The 16,715-nt window shown below is 65.9% G+C and carries 16 protein-coding genes; 6 read left to right on the forward strand and 10 right to left on the reverse strand.

All coding sequences use genetic code 11. The annotated features are described in order from the left end of the window. The 4 genes from AB7C87_RS08925 (at position 1) to AB7C87_RS08940 (ending at position 3,309) form a co-directional block, all read left to right on the forward strand. On the forward strand, positions 1–1,401 hold the full coding sequence (locus AB7C87_RS08925) for a vanadium-dependent haloperoxidase (protein ID WP_369729087.1): 1,401 nt from the start codon (positions 1–3) through the stop codon (positions 1,399–1,401). Between the two features lie 153 nt (positions 1,402–1,554). After that, on the forward strand, positions 1,555–2,007 hold the full coding sequence (locus tag AB7C87_RS08930; RefSeq protein WP_369729088.1) for a TIGR00725 family protein: 453 nt from the start codon (positions 1,555–1,557) through the stop codon (positions 2,005–2,007). A 158-nt stretch (positions 2,008–2,165) separates the two neighbouring features. Next, on the forward strand, positions 2,166–2,702 hold the full coding sequence (locus AB7C87_RS08935; protein WP_369729089.1) for a hypothetical protein: 537 nt from the start codon (positions 2,166–2,168) through the stop codon (positions 2,700–2,702). Positions 2,703–2,877: 175 nt separating this feature from the next. Continuing rightward, positions 2,878–3,309, forward strand: a complete 432-nt coding sequence (locus AB7C87_RS08940; RefSeq protein ID WP_369729090.1) for a GNAT family N-acetyltransferase — start codon at positions 2,878–2,880, stop codon at positions 3,307–3,309. A gap of 96 nt (positions 3,310–3,405) precedes the next feature. On the opposite strand, the gene AB7C87_RS08945 is transcribed toward AB7C87_RS08940, so the two are convergent. Further along, positions 3,406–4,878, reverse strand: a complete 1,473-nt coding sequence (locus AB7C87_RS08945) for an outer membrane protein assembly factor BamB family protein (RefSeq protein WP_369729091.1) — start codon at positions 4,876–4,878, stop codon at positions 3,406–3,408. 106 nt (positions 4,879–4,984) lie between these two features. Here AB7C87_RS08945 and AB7C87_RS08950 point away from each other — a divergent pair, with 106 nt between their 5' ends. Then, positions 4,985–5,779, forward strand: a complete 795-nt coding sequence (locus AB7C87_RS08950) for an Sjogren's syndrome/scleroderma autoantigen 1 family protein (RefSeq protein WP_369729092.1) — start codon at positions 4,985–4,987, stop codon at positions 5,777–5,779. Positions 5,780–5,796: 17 nt separating this feature from the next. Here the strand turns inward: AB7C87_RS08950 and AB7C87_RS08955 are convergent, their stop codons facing one another. From AB7C87_RS08955 to AB7C87_RS08975, 5 genes are all read right to left on the reverse strand, one after another. Continuing rightward, positions 5,797–6,243 carry a thiol-disulfide oxidoreductase DCC family protein gene (locus tag AB7C87_RS08955; RefSeq protein ID WP_369729093.1) on the reverse strand — a complete coding sequence of 149 codons (447 nt, stop codon included), beginning with the start codon at positions 6,241–6,243 and terminating at the stop codon, positions 5,797–5,799. Positions 6,244–6,301: 58 nt separating this feature from the next. Next, the gene (locus AB7C87_RS08960) at positions 6,302–7,903 is read right to left on the reverse strand and encodes an HTTM domain-containing protein (protein WP_369729094.1); all 1,602 of its coding nucleotides are present in this window, start codon (positions 7,901–7,903) and stop codon (positions 6,302–6,304) included. Positions 7,904–8,235: 332 nt separating this feature from the next. Next, complete coding sequence (locus AB7C87_RS08965) at positions 8,236–8,721, reverse strand: DUF5680 domain-containing protein (RefSeq protein WP_369729095.1); 486 nt, start codon at positions 8,719–8,721, stop codon at positions 8,236–8,238. 2 nt (positions 8,722–8,723) lie between these two features. After that, complete coding sequence (locus AB7C87_RS08970; protein WP_369729096.1) at positions 8,724–11,195, reverse strand: DEAD/DEAH box helicase; 2,472 nt, start codon at positions 11,193–11,195, stop codon at positions 8,724–8,726. Between the two features lie 82 nt (positions 11,196–11,277). Next, the gene (locus tag AB7C87_RS08975) at positions 11,278–11,433 is read right to left on the reverse strand and encodes a hypothetical protein (protein WP_369729097.1); all 156 of its coding nucleotides are present in this window, start codon (positions 11,431–11,433) and stop codon (positions 11,278–11,280) included. Between the two features lie 24 nt (positions 11,434–11,457). Here AB7C87_RS08975 and AB7C87_RS08980 point away from each other — a divergent pair, with 24 nt between their 5' ends. Beyond that, the gene (locus AB7C87_RS08980; RefSeq protein WP_369729098.1) at positions 11,458–11,958 is read left to right on the forward strand and encodes a TspO/MBR family protein; all 501 of its coding nucleotides are present in this window, start codon (positions 11,458–11,460) and stop codon (positions 11,956–11,958) included. Positions 11,959–11,998: 40 nt separating this feature from the next. Here the strand turns inward: AB7C87_RS08980 and AB7C87_RS08985 are convergent, their stop codons facing one another. The 4 genes from AB7C87_RS08985 to AB7C87_RS09000 all read right to left on the reverse strand — a co-directional run bounded on the left by AB7C87_RS08985 (position 11,999) and on the right by AB7C87_RS09000 (position 16,612). Further along, positions 11,999–13,210: an MFS transporter gene (locus AB7C87_RS08985; protein ID WP_369729099.1), complete on the reverse strand. Its 1,212-nt coding sequence runs from the start codon at positions 13,208–13,210 to the stop codon at positions 11,999–12,001. Between the two features lie 135 nt (positions 13,211–13,345). After that, positions 13,346–13,933, reverse strand: a complete 588-nt coding sequence (locus tag AB7C87_RS08990; protein WP_369729100.1) for a dolichol kinase — start codon at positions 13,931–13,933, stop codon at positions 13,346–13,348. Between the two features lie 50 nt (positions 13,934–13,983). Then, positions 13,984–15,768: a glycine--tRNA ligase gene (glyS, locus tag AB7C87_RS08995; RefSeq protein WP_369729101.1), complete on the reverse strand. Its 1,785-nt coding sequence runs from the start codon at positions 15,766–15,768 to the stop codon at positions 13,984–13,986. Beyond that, positions 15,761–16,612, reverse strand: coding sequence for a CBS domain-containing protein (locus AB7C87_RS09000; protein WP_369729102.1), 852 nt, complete (start codon positions 16,610–16,612; stop codon positions 15,761–15,763). The genes glyS and AB7C87_RS09000 overlap by 8 nt, the downstream gene beginning before the upstream one ends. Positions 16,613–16,715: the final 103 nt, after the last annotated feature.

The following is a 16,715-nucleotide window of genomic DNA, read 5'->3' on the forward strand; positions in this document are numbered from 1 at the left end:
ATGATCGGACCGATCACGCGATACATCTCTGGACGGACCCGCAGTGAACGTCAGCGCTCACGCTCGAGACGAGCCGATAGTGGTTCGTCCTCGAGCGATGCGGACGGCGCCCCCGACTCGTGGAGCCGACGCTCGGTACTCGCGGCCACCGGAACGAGCGCAGTCGTCGGATTCGCCGGCTGTACCGAGGTTCTCGGAACCGGCGTGACGCCGGCCGAGGAGCCGCTGTGTCTGTGGAACGAACGGTTCGTCGAGGAGATCCAGCACTTCCGTGGCGGAAACTTCGCTCCGACGCGTCGCGGTGCGCTGTTGAACGTCGCGATGTACGACGCGGCAAACGGCGTCGCGGCGGCGGCCGGCGACGATCACTTCGAGCCGTACCTCGTGGATCCTGCGGAGGCCCCCGGAGACGCGTCGGCCCTCGCCGCGGCCATCGGCGCGGCCCACGAGTCGATGACGGAACTGTACGGCGGCGAGTTCGACGACGACCTCCAGGCGACGCTCGCGGCGGCGACGGGCGGGGACGTCGACGCCGGGGAGCAGTGGGGACGGACGGTCGCGAAAGCGTTGCTCGAGCACCGCGACGACGAGTACACGACTGGTATCTACATCCCCTGCGAGGAGCCATCCCAGCCCGGCTGTTTTCGCCGGGACTGGAACCCGGTTCACGCCCGGATCGAACCGTGGGCGATGAACTCCCGCGATCAGTTCCGGCCGGCCGGCCCGCCAGCCCTCGAGAGCGAGGCGTACGCAGACGACTGGTGGGAGGTCTACGAACTGGGTAACGACGCCGCGGATCGCCCACAGGCACACGTCGATATCGCCGCCTTCTGGCGCGGCGCGCCGGGTTCGCCTCGGCCGCCGAACATGTGGAACGTCGTCACCCAGAAGCTCGTCGTCGACGAGTCGCTGTCCATCGTCGAGGAGTGCCGGCTGTTCGCACTGCTGAGTCTGGCGCTGGCCGACGCCGGTATCGCGGGCTCGGAAGCCAAGTACGAGTACGGCTTCTGGCGCCCGCGGACGGCGATCCACGAGGCCGACCGCGACGGCAACACGGAGACCCACGCCGACGGATCCTGGTCGCCGCTCTCGACGGGCGGCTCTCCGGAGTACACGTCGACGCTCGCCGCCTACGGCGGAGCCGGCTGTGCCGTCCTCGAGGGCGTCCTCGGGAGCGACGAGTACGCCTTCGAGTTCGGGTCGAACGTCCGGACCGGCACGTCGGGGGAAGACGAGGGCGTGGTCCGATCCTACGACAGCCTCTCGGCGGCCCTCGAGGAGTCGATCGACAGCCGAATCTACCTCGGAAACCACTTCCGTTCGGCGATGGTCGACGGCCGCGACCAGGGCGAGCGGATCGGCGAGTGGCTCCTCGAGAACTCCCTGCGTCCCGTCGAGTGATGTGGGTGAGGCGGATGACTCGAGCGAACTGACGACGAAGCGGTCGCTCGAGTCGCGGGCTCGTTACTAACGAACCGGCCGATCGGATCGAGGACTCGCCCCCTCGCTGAATCGGTCGATCGAGTCAAGGCGTCGTCCCGACAACGAGCCCGTATGCGCGTCAGCGTTATCGGCGGCGGAACGATCACGGATCGGGAGCGAGTGGTGGCCGAGAACGTCGGTCGCGAACTCGGAGCGTGCGGGCACACGGTCGTCTGTGGCGGCCGCGGCGGGACGATGGCCGCCGTCTGCCAGGGCGTCAAAGCCGAGGGAGGAACCACGATCGGGATCCTCTCCGGCGACCGTCGGGAGGCGGCCAACGAGTACGTCGACGTCCCGATCGCGACGGGGCTCGGCCACGCCAGAAACGCGCTCGTCCCGATGAACGGCGACGGCGTGATCGCCCTGGCGGGCAGCGCCGGCACGCTCTCGGAGATCGGCTTCGCCGCGATCTACGGTCGGCCGGTCGTCGGCCTCGGAACCCACGAGATCGACGATCTCGAGATCGAGATCGTCGAGACGCCCGCAGAGGCCGTTCGGGCGCTCGAGGCCGCCGTTTCCGGATAGCCGGAACCGGGACGTTTCGCCCGCGGGAAGGTCGGAACCGTCCTCGAGCGTCGTTGTTCACAGCTTCGACCGGAACCGTCCTCGAGCGCGTTGCTGGTGTCGTCCTCGAGCGTGTGAAAATGCAACAGTATATGGTTCCGTACTGACAACTATCGCTCGTGAACCGCAGAGCCCTCCTTCGCGCTAGCGTCGTTGGGGTGGTCGGTGCGACCGCCGGATGTCTCGACGCCGTCTCCCGGATCTCCTGGAGCATCGGCGTCGGATCGCTCCACCGCCCCGGCGACGTTCGTATCGACGAGCGCGACCCAGCGAACGACGCCGGTATCGCGGCGATTCTCACGGACGAGAGCGAGACTGACCGCATCACGGGAACCGAACCGGTAGTCGAGTTCGCCGACGAAACTGACTTCGACTCCGATGGCTTCCTCGCCGTCCAGATCAGCCGTCCCGCCGCGGACGCCGCGTCACTCTCGTTCGAACTGGGCGGGCCGGAGCGAACCGGCCTCCGCGGACTGTCCACGGTCGTCGACGTCGAGCCGTGGGCCGATCTTCCCGACTCGCTCGCTGACGCCGAAACGCTCGAGTACACGATGGCCCAGCGTTTCGACCGTCCGGACTCGTTCGTTCCCCGCTCCGCGACGATCACGCTCCAGAATCGGAACGGCGGTCGTCTCGGCCGTCTCGAGGCGGAATAGCTCGAGCCGACGCGGACTCGAGCCGGCGTTCGTTTTGGAGAGTGGATCGAGTCGATCCGGGAGGGTCGAGAGAACAGTTGTCGCCGTCAGCGCCTTCGAAACACGGTATCGGCCGTCGGAGCGATCGAAACGCGAGACCAACATCGATTTCGGACGACGCGCCCGTGTCCCACTCATGTCCAACACAGTCGAGTCCACCGACCGATACGCGATTCACGAGGAACTTCCGGAACCCGCCACGTTCCTCGCGCTTCGGGAGGCCGCCGGCATGCCGCCACGGTCGCTCGAGGGAGTCGAGTGCGGACTCCCGAACTCGCTGTACGGCGTGATCGCGGTCCACGAGCCGACCGGCGAGGTCGTCGGCATGGGTCGGATCGTCGGCGACGACGGCACGGTTTACCAGATCACCGATATGGCGGTCCACCCGGACCACCAGGGCCGAGGGTTGGGGACCAAAATCATGGACGCCCTCGAGGGGTATCTCGAGGAGACGGCGCCGCCGAACGCCTACGTCAACCTGATGGCGGACGTCGACGGCTTCTACGAGCGATTCGGCTACGAGGAGACGCGCCCCGAATCGAAGGGGATGTTTCGCCGAACTGAGTGAAGCCAGCGTCGAGGGGACGGTTCGCACCGTCGCCACCTGGGGCGCTCGAGTAACGGCGGTGTCGAACCCGGCGCTCGAGGTGGACGTCGCTCGCGATCACGTCGCGTCGCCGATCGCGTACAGCCGCCCGTCGCTGGTCCCCACGTACACCCGCCCGTCGGCGACCGCGGGGGAGGAGTTGAGATACCGGACCTCGTCGTCGTCGGATTCGTGCTCCCGGAAGTCGACCTCGAATCGCGGCTCGCCGTCGCCGCCGATCGCGGACATCGCGGTGCCGTTGCCGACGTACACCGTCCCGTCCGCGACCGCCGGTGAGGATCGCGTATCGGCCGCGAGGTCGGCCTCCCAGCGTCCCTCGCCCGACTCGGCGTCGATCGCGTACAGCGTTCCCGACGATTCGGCCTCGCAGTCCTCCGCCAACCCGGGACACGCCTCCACCGTCGACCCCGCCAGGTAGACCACGCCGTCGTCGACCGCCGGCGACGTTCGGAGACTGAGTTCGCTCAGGTCGGCCGACCACCGCGTCTCGCCCGTCCCCGTCTCGAGTGCCCACAGCTTACCGCGGACCTCGTCGTTCTCGCGCATTTCGTCGTCGTCTGGACGACCCGGACAGTAGACCACGCTGTCGATGACCGTTGGCGAAACGTCCGAGTGGGCTCGGAGATCGCGCCGCCAGCGCTCGTCCCCGCTGTCGGCCTCGAGCGCCAGCAACTCGCCGTCGGGGCTGACGACGAAGACGAGTCCGTCGGCGACCGCGGGGGAAGACGAGACGCTCTCTCGATCGTCGAACGCGTCGTAGCGCCACCGCTCTTCTCCCGTCTCGGCTTCGAGTGCGAAGATCGCAGGTGCCTCGAACTCGTCTTCGTCGTCCGGACCCGAGACGACCATTGGGGCGTCGCCGTAGGAGCCGACGTAGACGACGCCGTCGACGACGGCTGGCGAGGAGTCGCCGAACCGGTGGCCGGGCTGGAGCGTCCAGATTTCGTCTCCGGTGTCGGCGTCGACGGCGTGGAACCGATGGTCCCACGTCCCGACGTAGAGGCGCTTGCCGTCGAATCCCGGGGCACTGCTCGCGTAACCGGCGGTCTCGAACTCCCAGCGGTGCTCGCCCGAGCCGCCGTCGATCGCGTACAGGCCCCCGTCACCGCCCGTCGCGGCCGTGTAGACGACGCCGTCGGAGACGATCGGCGAACAGTTCATCGTCGGCGTCCCGCCGTCGAAAATCCACGAGACGCCGCTCGTCGTTGGTCCAGTCAGGTCGGGACCGGAGCCCGTGTTTGCGGCGTCGAAGCCGAACGCCGGCCACGACTCGTCGGCTCCGTTCTCGCTCTCGTCCGACTCCTCCTCGTCGGTCTCGTGTTCGTCCTCGCGGTTCACCTCGGTGGCGTTCTCGCGTTCCTCGAGTTCGGCTTTCGACCTGTCTCCGCTCGAATCCGCATCGCTCGCATCCGTCTCCGCTGGTTCGGCGAAACAGCCGGCAACACCGGCGAGGGCCGTCGCCACGGCCGCGAGCGCGCTTCGCCGCTGGAGGTGTCCGTCTCGAGCGTTATCGCGTCGGAGGCCTGCCATGTTCTTCGATTGAACCGTTCGGTACAAATACACTGCCCTGGGTCAAACCGCTGTTTGACCCGTCCGTGTCGTAGCCTTTTCGACGCCCGAGGTCCTGTAGACGGACATGAGCGACTTCGACAAGGAAGCCGAGCGCGAGAAGCTTCGGAAGAAGTACGAACGCGACAAGAAAGAGCGCGAGGCCACCCAGCGGATGAGCGACCTCCTGCTCAAGGGGGCGACGATGACGAACTCTCACTGTGGGACCTGTGGCGATCCGTTGTTCAAACAAAACGGGACAACGTTCTGTCCGAGCTGTCACGGCTCTGCCGAGGCCGTCGAGGGCACCGATCTCGAGGCCCAGTCGACGGACGAGGCGTCGACCGAGGAGCCGTCGACGGACCACGGATCGGCCGACGGCGAAAACGGGGCATCTCAGCCGGCCGATGTCGAATCCATCGCCGGGGAATCCACGTCGTCAGAACCACTCGAGGCGGAGACGACGGAACCCGATCGACGGGATTCCGAGACGGCCCGACCGGATCAGCCCAGTCGCCAGGATCAGCCCAGCCGATCGGAACGGGCTCGAACCGAGTCGGACGACCACACCGGATCGCCGTCTCGAGTGCGCGGATCGGACACGTCACGATCGACGGACGATTCGCACCGAGAAGCGCCGAACACGGTCGCTCGGTCGTCCTCAGTCGGGAACGAGTCGAGTCCTCCGGTCGCCGACGAGTCGGCCGGTCGTCGTCCCGCCCAGCCCGCGGTCGACGGCGATCTCGAGGCCGCTCGCGACTCGCTCGTTCGCGCACTCGAGAAGTTCGCCGGCGAGGCCGCGGCCGCGGACGACCCCCGCCACGCGCGCGAGTGTCTCGAAGCCGCCCGGGAGGCGAGCGAGACGCTGAACGCGCTCCGCTAGGGGGCCGAGGGTTCTAGTCAGTCGAGAAATCGTGACTGCACGTCCTCGCTCGGCATCATACACTGCTCTTTCTTGCCGAACAGCCGGTATCGGTTGGCCGCGACGACGTCGTAGCCGAAATCCCGGAGCCGACGCGGAAGGTATCGAAGCGGTCCGGCCAGGCGGTAGACGCCGCCGAGGAGCACCCCGATCCGGAGTGCGGCCGTCGATTTCACGTACGCCTTCTCGCCCTCGATGAGGACGATCGAGTCGAGGTCGTGATTACCGAGGCCGTAGTCGTCGACGAGTTGCTGGCCGACGTCGGACTGGAGGGAAGCGAAGTAGAAGACTCCCTCGGGATCGCGAGGGATGAGAAACTGGACGAAGCCGGTACAGAGATTACAGACGCCGTCGAAGAGGACGATCGCGCCATCCTCGGGAACCACGTCTGCGGTCGTCCGATCGTCCGGAACCTCTTCACTCATCAGTTGTTCGAACTTGGGTCGGCCCGTAGTTCAGGGTTCCGGTCACCGGTTCGGACGCTCACAGGTCGTCCGGTGGCGGGCCGATCTCCATCGGATCGTGTTCGTCACCGCAGGTATTTTTCTGGATGAGCGTCGCGTAGCGTTCGCGCTCCTCGTGGTCGTCGATGGTCTCCATCGTGATGTCCTCGGTGACGTAGTACATGTTCACGTGGGTCAGCTCGATACCGTACTCCTCTTCCCACGTCTCACAGAGTCGTTCGGCCATCACGTCCGGCGCGTCGTTGCCGGCGCTCGAGCCGCCCCGGCGGATGCTGTTCATGTAGAATCGCTCGCGATACGTGCCGTACTGTTGCTGTAGCTGGTCGTAGGGTCTGTCGTAGGTGAGCGGCCGATCGTTGTAGACGTCGATCAGATCGCCATCGGCCGTCTTCGCGGGGAACACGTAGTACCGGTCGGACGTACGCGGGTGGGGCGCGAAGATGGTCCAGTTCGGTTGGTCGGCGGCGACGATCGATAGCGTGCTATCGATTTCGTCGTTAGGGTTGACGTCGTCGCCGACGACCGCTCCCATCGGTGCGTGCGTAAAGAGCAAGAAGATGATCAGCGAGGCGGCGACGACTGCCAGACTTACGTCGTACACTGCCCCCCTCACCTGTGACAGCCGTTCGTCGTCGAATCGGATCGTCGGGAAGTAGTCGGCGACGCGCTCGAGTCGGGAGAGCCGATCGGCGATCCGCGACGGGTCGACGTTGGCGTAGCCCAACAGCGTCTTGGCGTCTTCCCAGGCCTGTGCCTGGAAGAACATGAGCAATCCGGCGATGGCAACGTAGGCGAACGCACCGATCCGGACCGTCACGGCGAACGACGCGTGGGCGATGACGAACGGCAAGACGAGTATCATCCGCTTTCGGCCGACGACGAGGAGGAGCACCCACGAGAACAGCAACATGTAGTACCACTTCAGCCCGCCGAGTTGGAGTAGCGTCGGGAACTGCCGGATCGGCTCCGCGAGCAGGAACGTCATGTCGTCGAGCCCCATGATCAGCGGGGTCGCGTCCCCGCTGGTCCACAGATCGGATTCCATCTTGTGGACCCCGTTGTGGATGTACATGTAGATCATCTGGACCAGGATCAACGCCGAGGCGAGGCTCGCGACGCTCGCTCGCGGCTCGCGGTCGGCCTGGACGGCGTCGACCGACCACCGCTCGCCCAGCGGGAGGAAGATCGCCCAGAACAACAGCAGTCGGTACAGAATGTCGGCGTAGCTCGTCACCAGGGGGTTGTGGTGATCGAGCGAGATGACGAACAGGAACGTCAGGATCGTCGCGATACGGGTCTTGTAGCCGACGATCAACTGGATCGCGATCAGCGCCTGGACGACGAACAACGCGGCGATCACCGTCGGATCGGTCGTGTAGTGATAAAACGAGAACGCACCGCTGGACGAGAGGTCGTGTGCGAGTGTCTGCGGGACCACACCGTCGTTCGTATAAAAGTACGAGAAGTTCCGACTTCGGGCCGCCAGATCGGCCAGGGCGAGTATCCCGACGAACACCCGGAACACGGCGAGCGTTCGGGTATCAACCCGAACGCGATCCGCAACGCCCTCGCGGACTCGAGCGGAGAGATCCGCCCGGCGAAGCGACAGCTCGGGAGTCATCGGTTCACGACCGTCTGGTCGTTGAATGGGTCTATCCCGTAACCGACCGTCTGCTGTTCGTTCGTGGTCGTCGGTCCTTTCTGGCTCGTCATCGTGGGCTCGATTCCGTTCGCGCTCGGTTCCCGGCCGAATATCGATCGACCGGCGCGTCGTCGGTTCGCGGGGCCGATTCGGGAGGGACGACCGGGTATCTCTCGCAGTATCCCGAGCCGTATGATATATATTTTCTGTTCATCGTCGCCGAACGGGATCGTCGCATCGACTCGTCGGACCGTCGAGTACGACGGCGGCCACCCGCCGCTTCGGCGATGCTCTCCGTTTCGCGATCGGCCTCACTCGAGGAGACAGCCGCCGAACCGTCCTCGATACACCGTTTCTCCGTTCTCGAGGCACTCGATCCGCTCCGTTCCCGAAAACCGCGCGAGGTCGCCCCGGACCTCGGTCGCGTAGCGAAACCGCTCGTCCTCGAACGTGGGGGGTCCGCGGAACGGCGACGTCGCCGAGTCGGCGGCAAGCGCCCGGCGGAGGAACGCGTAGATCGGCTCGTGGTCGACGCCCTCGACCCTCGGCCGTCCGTGGTAGTGCATCCCCCAGACCGGTTCCCCGTCCCGGAACACCGTCTCGTGGCCCACGAACGACCGCGACCCCGAGTATCGGTCGACGTATCGGAACTCGCCGTCGCTGTACTCGAGGCGCTTTCCGAGTTCCTCCGCGTCGCGTTCCGCGTCCCCCGTCGCGTACCCGTTTCGGTGGGCGCGGACGACGAACGCTCGGAGCGCTTCGATCCCCGTTCGTTTCCCCCCGATCTCGTCCGCCACGTTCACTTCCCACCTGTGTACTGGCCTCCGACGACCTCACGGATCCGTTCTGCCGTCACCGCGCCGACGCCGTCGGCCTCCTGTAGCTCCTCCTCGCTGGCGATCATCACCGCCTCGACCGTCCCGAACTCCGCGAGCAACGAGCGGGCCGTGACGGGACCGATCTCGGCGATCGAGGAGACGACGTACTCCTGTTGTTCGCCCAGCGTTTTGGCCTGCTTCTCGCCGTGAACCGACACTTCGCGGTCCCCGATCTCCTGTTCGCGGCCGGCGATCACGGCGAGTAGTTCGGTCGTCTCTGCCTCGCTTTCGGTCCGCAGAATCGAGGCGCCGAAGTCGACGGCCAGACTCGAGAGCGCACCTCGGATCGCGTTCGGGTGGACGTCACGCTGATCGTAGAGCCCGTCGCCCTCGACGACGACGATCGGCCGCGAGTAGTGGCGGGTCATCGCACCGACCTGCTCGAACACCGACCGGTCGCCGCCGACGAGCGAGTCGACGAAGTCGGCGACCGATTTGCGCTCGACGACGACGCGATCGGACAGGACGTAGTCGCCGACGTCGAGCGTCTCGAGGCGAATCTCGATCTCCTCGCGCCTCGAGAGGTCGCGGGCGATGTTGGCGTCCATCTCGCGCTGGTCCGCGACGATTTCGATCGCGTCGCCCTCGGCGGAAGGAGCGTGCGTTTCGACGTCTTCGTCACCGCCGATGTCTGCCGAACTCGCGGAGTCGTCGCTGGTACCCGAATTCGAGTTAGTTTCCCCAAACTCTTGCAGTCCGGGCTGTGTGCGACCCCCCTCGCTTCCACTGGAAGAGTCGCCGCCTGCGTCGGGTTCGGTGGCTTCGACGTTCACTTCCGCTTCGCTCTGATTCGCGTCGAAATCCGCGAGCGACTGCTGGGAGTCGTCGAGTTCCTCCTCGAGGTTCTCGGCCATTCCCTTCAACTCGCGCAGTTCGCTCTCCATCTCCTTCTCGCGCCGGCGGGAGATCCAGAAGTAGGCCTCGTCGCGGGTGTCTTCCGCCATGAGTACGACGACCCGACCCTCCGACTGGCGGCCCGTTCGTCCCTTGCGCTGGATCGACCTGATCGCCGTCGGGACGGGTTCATAAAAGAGCACGAGGTCGACCTCGGGGACGTCCAGTCCCTCCTCGGCGACGGACGTCGAGACGAGCACCTCGAACTCGCCCGCACGAAAGTCGTTGAGCACCTCCTGTTGTTGGTTCTGGGTCATTCCGTCCGATCCCTCGCGGTCGCCCTGGCCGACGAACCGCTTGGCGTCGAAACTTTCCGAGAGGAAGTCGGTCAGTGCCTCCGCCGTATCCCGCGATTCGGTGAAGACGATGACCCGTTCGCCGCCCTCGAGTCCCAGCGTCTCGGCGAGGAGCATCCGGGCCTTACGGTACTTCGGGTGTAGTTGGTCGAAATCTTCGGCCCGGCGCATCGCCTCGCGAACCCGCGGATCGCTCACGAGACGCTGGCTCGCTTTCGAGGCACCCGACGACCGCGCCTGGTTGCGCTGGCGTTCGAAGTACCGCCGCAGGGCCTCGACGCTTTGGGTTTCGACCAGGGTGACCGCCTGGCGAAGCTTCATGACCTCCGCGTGGATCGACATCCCCTCGAACCCCTCCGACTGGTCGTTGTCGATCAACTGCTGGAGTTCGGCGCGCATCCGATTCAGGTCCTTCTGGGACTGGTCAGGCTGGGTCGAGGAGGCGATGCCGAGTTCTTTTAACTTCTCGAGGCGGTCTCTGACGACGTCGTTGAGCGCGTCCCGGATCTCGAGTACCTCCTCGGGAAGGTCGATGCGCTCCCACTCGACGTCGGTGTCGTGGGTGAACTCTGCGACGTCGGCGTCCTCCTCGGTCATCACCTCGACCTCCCGGATGCCGAGGTTCTCACAGACCTCGAGGATGGCCTCCTCGTCGCCGCCGGGGGATGCGCTCATTCCGGTGACCAGCGGCTGGTCCGCGTCGGCGTGGTAGCGTTCGGCGATGTAGTTGTAGGCGTAATCGCCGGTCGCACGGTGGCACTCGTCGAACGTGCAGTGAGTGACGTCGGCAAGCGAGATTCGCGAGCCGACGAGGTCGTTCTCGATCACCTGCGGGGTCGCCATCACGACCGTCGCCTCCTGCCAGGTTTCGGCGCGGTCGTCGGGGCTGACGTCGCCCGTGAAGACGACGATCTCCTCCGCTGGTATTTTGAGGGCTTCCCGGTAGAACTCCGCGTGTTGCTGGACGAGCGGTTTCGTCGGCGCGAGCATGAGCGAGGTCCCGCCGACCTCCTCGAGTCGCCGCGCGGTCACGAGCAGGCTCACCGTCGTCTTCCCCAGTCCGGTGGGTAGACAGACCAGCGTGTGGTCGTTGGCGGCCGTCCCGGCGAGTTTCAGCTGGTAGAGCCGGCGCTCGAGAAAGTCCGGCTCGAGAAGCGGGTGCTCGATCGACGGCGGCTCCGTCCCCTCGTCCGTCGTTGCCATTGTCCGTCGTTTGCCGTCGGCGCTGTTAAGGATTCGTAAAGCGGGGTGGAAGTGAAGCGGTTCGCACGGACAGCCGCCCGTCTCAGGCTGGTTCGTCCCGGAACCGTTCGATTCGGTCTTCGAGGCCGCCGACGTTGCCGTCGGCACCGACGAGGAGCGTTCCGTCGACGGCGTCGGCACTCGCGAGCGCGTCGGCGTCGCTCGAGAATGATCCGTCGAGTGTAGGCCGTGGCTCCAAGACGGTTCGATACGTACTCGGCGTATGGCGACTCGAACGAGCGAATCACGGCTCCCCGACCCCGGGTCGGTCCTTCGAGCGATCGGTTTCGTCGTCCTGGTAAACGTCGTCGGGAGCGTCCCCGGCATCCTCTCGAGTCCCGACACACCCTGGTTTCAGCGCCTCGAGAAGCCGTTCTTCTACCCGCCGGAGATCGCCTTTCCGGTGGTGTGGACGCTGTTGTTCGTCCTCATGGGCGTGGCGCTGTGGCTCGTCTGGCGATCCGACGCCGGGGGACGACGGCTCGCGATCGGGTTGTTCGCCCTCCAGATGGTCTTCAACGTCGCTTGGACGCCCGCGTTCTTCTCGCTCGAGTCGCCGCTGGTGGGTCTGGCCGTCATCTCGATCCTCTGGGCGCTGGTCGTGGCGACGATCGGCGCGTTCCGGCGGGTCGACCGCCGCGCGGCGTTGTTGCTCGTCCCGTACCTCGCGTGGGTAACGTTCGCGGCGGTACTCAACTTCGAAATCTGGCGGCTGAACGCGTGACTCGCGACCGGCAGTAGACTCGACCGATCGGCCGTAGCTGTCACAACTCCGGAAGCCACCACGTGAGCACGATCGCGACGATTGCAAAGCCCGCGAGCACGAAGTACCCCTGATCGAAGAACCCTCGTTCGGCGAACGCGCCGAACAACACCGGGCTCGCGGCCCCCACCGTCATGTAGAACGTCCGGAGAAAGCCGAGCCCGGTCCCTTTCATGTCCTGGGGAAAGGCGGCGGTCATGTACGGCAGGGTGATCGTCCCGTAGCCGAGGATGCTCGAGAGCAGTATCGTCCCCGCGACGAGCGGCCAGAATCCCTCGAGAAACGGCAGTGCGACGAGCGCGACCGCGACGATCCCGAGGACGACCGGGAGCGATCGCCGCGCGCCGATCCGGTCGTACACCCCGCCCGTCAGCGGCTGGACGACGATCCCGAGCGCGAAGAAGGCGCTGAACAGCCCCGTTGCGACCGCCGGGGAGAGCTCTTTGACCTCGATCAGGTAGGTGGGATAGAAGCCCGTAAACGCCTGCCAGACGCAGTAGACGAGCACCTGAATCGCCGTCACGACGACGATCGGCCGACGCCGTAGCTCCGAGGCGACGTAGCGAACCGTCTCGTTCGAGATGGCGTCGACGGCGCTCGTCTCGCCGGACGTTCGCCCGGGGACGGCGCGCCACAGCAAAAGCGCCGCGAGCCCGAACGCGGGAACGGCGAGTCCGAAGCCGTACTGCCAGGCGAGCGTCGCGGCGATCGCGCCGGCCACGAGGGGGAGGACGGCGTTGCCGACTTCGCCCGCCGCCAGCGTGACGCCGATCGCGGCTCCCTCGTTCTCGGGGAAGACGTCCGAGAGGATGGTGTAGCGGGCGACGCCGTACAGTGCGGTTCCGAGGCCGAACGCGGCCGTCGCGACGAAGACGAGGTGTGCGGTGTCGACGATCGCGACGGCGCCGAGGGCGATCGCCGAGACGAGCGTGCTCACGACGAGGACGTTTCCCTCGCCGAGCCGATCCGCGAGGACGCCACCGGGGAGCTGTCCGAGCGCGTACGCAAGCCAGAGGATCGACAGTAAGACGCCGGCGCCCGTCAATCCCAGCTCGAGATCCGACTGGAGAAACGGCAACAACACCGGGTACGCGAGTCGAACGCCGATCGAGAGGAACCAGCCGGCCGCAACGGCGACCAGGATCTTCCCGCGGCCGTCCGCCAGGACGTCCCTCGCCGATGACGTTCGCTCGAGACCCAACAGTCGGGACACGGTGGTAGTTTCGCTTGCGCGGCGACCGTCATCAGGGCTCCACAACGGTACGGCCTTGCCGATATCGTGGCCGCGTCGGGAGCGAGACGGCGTCGAGTCGGCGCCCGGTCGGCTGACAGCGTTACCGAACGCCGGTTAGACGGGACCGAATGCGAGGACGAGCCAGGCGGCTACGGCGGCGTAGATGGGGATCGTCAGGTTGTCGTCGACGATGAAGTCGCCGATCTGCACTTTGATCCCGTCGGCGACGGTCGCTCCGAGCGCCGCCGCGAGCACGGCGATCGGGTTGGCGAGAAACGGCGCGGCGATCACCGCGCTCACGACGAACATCGTGACGAGCACCTTTGGTCCCTTGACCCGTCTGAGCGTGTTATCGGAGACCGCACCGCTTATCGGATCGCCGAGTGCCAGCATCAACATCGCCGGGAGCGCGATCGCGGGCGGAAAGAGGACCACGACGACCGTCATGCTCAGCATGTAGTAGCCGTAGCCGGCGAACTGATCTTGCTCGTACTCCCGCGTGAGTTTGTCGTAGATCCACCACTCGAGGCCGACGCGAAGCCGGAGGAACTCGAGGGCGATGGCGCCGACCGCGAGGACGACCATCAGGACGCGAAAGTGCTCCCAGGTGAGCCCGACCTCGAGGTAACTCGCGACGAGATAGAGCGCGACGAGACCGGAGCCACTCGCGTGGACCAGCCGTCGTTTCAGTTCGTCGGCCATCACGTCACCCCTCGAAGGTGGTGACCTTCAGTCCGTCGGTACGGAGCGGGTTACAGCTCGTCGAACTCGAGGTCGCCTTCCCGAATGGAGGCGAGCGTTTCGGCCAGTTCGTCGATGGAGAGTCGTTTTTGTTCGGTCGTATCTCGCTCGCGGACCGTCACGGTCGTCTCCTCGTTCTCGACCGTCTCGAAGTCGACGGTCACGCAAAACGGCGTGCCGACCTCGTCCTGGCGGCGGTAGCGCCGGCCGATGTTCCCCGAGTCGTCGTAGGTGACCGAGAGGCCCGAACCGCGCAGATCGGCGACGATCTCCTCGGCTTGGGCGAGGAGCTCGTCGTCGCCTTGGAGCGGGAAGACGCCGACGAACGTTGGCGCGACCTCCGGCTCGAGTTCGAGATACGTCCGCTCTTCGCCGGCGACTTCGTCTTCGCGGTAGGCGTGGTGGAGGACGGTGTAGACGAGTCGGTCGACGCCGAAGGAGGGTTCGACGACGTGGGGAACGACGTGCTCGCCGGCTTCGGTCTGCTCTTCGACCGCGAAGCCGGTGTGCTCGACGGGAATTTCGTGCGTTTCGCCCTCGAGTTCGATTTCGACCGTGTCGCCCTCGAAAGCGGCTCGATCTCTGGCTGCGAGGGTCTCGAGTTCGGAGACGACGGCCTGGGCGTCGCCGCCGAACTCGGGTCCGAGGTAGCTCATGTCGGGGTCGACCGTGGCACGCTCGACGGTCTTTGGTTCGTCGTACTGTTTGAAGATCGTAAAGCGGTCGCCGGAGTGTTCGGCGTGTTTCGAGAGATCGTAATCGCCCCGGTAGGCAAAGCCCGCAAGTTCGATCCAGTTCCCGTCTATTTCGCCCTCGGCGTCCCAGCAGTCCGCCGCGTAGTGGGCGCGTTCGCCCGAGAGATGCTGGCGAAACCGGAACCGGTCCATGTCGACGCCGACCGACTCGTACCACGGTTTCGCGACGCCGAGGAAGTACGCCACCCACGAGTCGCCGATGATACCCTCGGAGACGGCGTCGCCGATGGTCGTCTCGAGCACCTCGCCGTCCTCTTCGTTCTGTTCGCTAGCCGGGTAGAGCACCACTTCGACGTCCGCGACCGACTCGAGATCAGGCTCGTTTTCCTCGGGATCGACGAAGTACTCGAGTTCGGCCTGGGTGAACTCCCGGGTTCGGATGATCGAGCGCCGGGGGCTGATCTCGTTTCTGTATGCGCGGCCGATCTGGGTGACGCCAAAGGGGAGCTGGTTGCGTGCGTACTCCTTCAGACGGGGAAACTCGACGAAGATGCCCTGGGCCGTCTCCGGGCGCAGGTAGCCGGGCTGGGCGTCGCCCGGGCCGATGTTCGTCGCGAACATGAGGTTGAAGTCCTCGACGGCGACGTCCGCGAGGCCCGCGCCACACTCGGGGCAGACGAGTTCGTACTCGGCGATGATCTCCTCGACTTCCGGAATGGGGAGGCTCTCTGCGTCCTCGTACTCCGTGTTGTCCTCGACGAGGTGATCGGCTCGAGTGCTCGCGCCACACTCCGGACACTCGATTAGCATGTCGTCGAAGCCCTCGAGGTGTCCCGACGCCTCGAAGACGGGCTCGTGCATGATCGTCGGCGCGTCGATCTCCATGTTGCCCTCCGCGACGGCGAAGCGGTCGCGCCAGGCGTCCTCGACGTTGCCCTTCAGCGCGGCACCTTGCGGGCCGAAGCTGTAGAAGCCGCCGACGCCGCCGTAGGCTCCCGACGACTGGAAGAAGTAGCCGCGTCGCTTCGCCAGTTCGACCAGTTTCTCGCTCGTTGGCGCCGCCTCGGATCCGTCCGCGTCGGTGTGTTCTTGCTTACTCATAGAGTGCCTCGAGAATGTCGACGTCCCGGACGATACCGACGAGCTGTTCGCCGGTCACCATCGGGATCTGTTCGATGTCCTCGCTGATCATGCGCTGGGCGGCCTCCTGGACCGAGGTCTCCGCCGAGACGGTCACGACCTCGTCGGTCATGAACTCGTTGACCGGTCCGTTGGGAATCTCGATGTCTCGCGTGGGGAGATACCGGCTACCGACCCCCTTGATCCCCTCCCAGGACCACTGGGAGTCCTGATCCGGGAAGTTGTTCCCGGTCTCCTCTTCGCCCTCGACGATGCGGGCGACGTCGATGATATCGACCTCCGTGAGGACGCCGCTCATCCGCCCGTCGTCGTCGAGCGCGACGGTGTAGGGAACGTTTGCGTACGAGAGTTCGCGCTCTGCGACCGGCAACGGCGCACCCTCGTAGGTCGTGTTTACGTCCTCGCTCGCGTACCGATCGACCGTCTCGTCGGTCTCCTGGTCGCCGGTTGCGATCGCGTGGACGACGTCGGTCACCGTGACGATGCCCTCGAACTCGCCGTCGACGACGGGGACGCGGCGCGCGCTCTCCTCGACCATCGTCCGCGCGACGTCCGGGAGCGCGGTGTCCGCAGTCGTCGTCGGCACGTCGTCCATCAGCATGACGAGCTGGTCTTCGTCGGGCTGTTCGATCAGGACGTCCCGCGAGATCAGTCCGCGGTACTCCGGGCCGCCGTCGGTCGATTTGACGACCGGAACCGAGGAGAACGATCGCTCTTGTAGGTACTCGAGGACGTCGGATCGAGTGCCCGGCAACTCGGCGGTCACCACGTCCTCGCGGGGCGTCATCGCGTCGGCTACGTTCATGTCCCCACGCTACGGCGAAAATGAGTATAAACCCAGTGTTTCCCGCGCCCGAGGACGGTCCCCTCGTCTGACCGATTTACTGATCGGACAGTCCAATTCGACG

The sequence above is a fragment of the Natrarchaeobius versutus genome (assembly GCF_041205745.1).
Classification (GTDB): domain Archaea; phylum Halobacteriota; class Halobacteria; order Halobacteriales; family Natrialbaceae; genus Natrarchaeobius; species Natrarchaeobius versutus.

What these genes read in the sequence shown, in the direction of transcription:
- AB7C87_RS08925 (WP_369729087.1), top strand. Translation starts at nt 1, where the DNA reads ATGATCGGACCGATCACGCGATACATCTCTGGACGGACCCGCAGTGAA.
- AB7C87_RS08930 (WP_369729088.1), top strand. Translation starts at nt 1,555, where the DNA reads ATGCGCGTCAGCGTTATCGGCGGCGGAACGATCACGGATCGGGAGCGA.
- AB7C87_RS08940 (WP_369729090.1), top strand. Translation starts at nt 2,878, where the DNA reads ATGTCCAACACAGTCGAGTCCACCGACCGATACGCGATTCACGAGGAA.
- AB7C87_RS08945 (WP_369729091.1), bottom strand. Translation starts at nt 4,878, where the DNA reads ATGGCAGGCCTCCGACGCGATAACGCTCGAGACGGACACCTCCAGCGG.
- AB7C87_RS08950 (WP_369729092.1), top strand. Translation starts at nt 4,985, where the DNA reads ATGAGCGACTTCGACAAGGAAGCCGAGCGCGAGAAGCTTCGGAAGAAG.
- AB7C87_RS08955 (WP_369729093.1), bottom strand. Translation starts at nt 6,243, where the DNA reads ATGAGTGAAGAGGTTCCGGACGATCGGACGACCGCAGACGTGGTTCCC.
- AB7C87_RS08960 (WP_369729094.1), bottom strand. Translation starts at nt 7,903, where the DNA reads ATGACTCCCGAGCTGTCGCTTCGCCGGGCGGATCTCTCCGCTCGAGTC.
- AB7C87_RS08970 (WP_369729096.1), bottom strand. Translation starts at nt 11,195, where the DNA reads ATGGCAACGACGGACGAGGGGACGGAGCCGCCGTCGATCGAGCACCCG.
- AB7C87_RS08980 (WP_369729098.1), top strand. Translation starts at nt 11,458, where the DNA reads ATGGCGACTCGAACGAGCGAATCACGGCTCCCCGACCCCGGGTCGGTC.
- AB7C87_RS08990 (WP_369729100.1), bottom strand. Translation starts at nt 13,933, where the DNA reads ATGGCCGACGAACTGAAACGACGGCTGGTCCACGCGAGTGGCTCCGGT.
- glyS (WP_369729101.1), bottom strand. Translation starts at nt 15,768, where the DNA reads ATGAGTAAGCAAGAACACACCGACGCGGACGGATCCGAGGCGGCGCCA.
- AB7C87_RS09000 (WP_369729102.1), bottom strand. Translation starts at nt 16,612, where the DNA reads ATGAACGTAGCCGACGCGATGACGCCCCGCGAGGACGTGGTGACCGCC.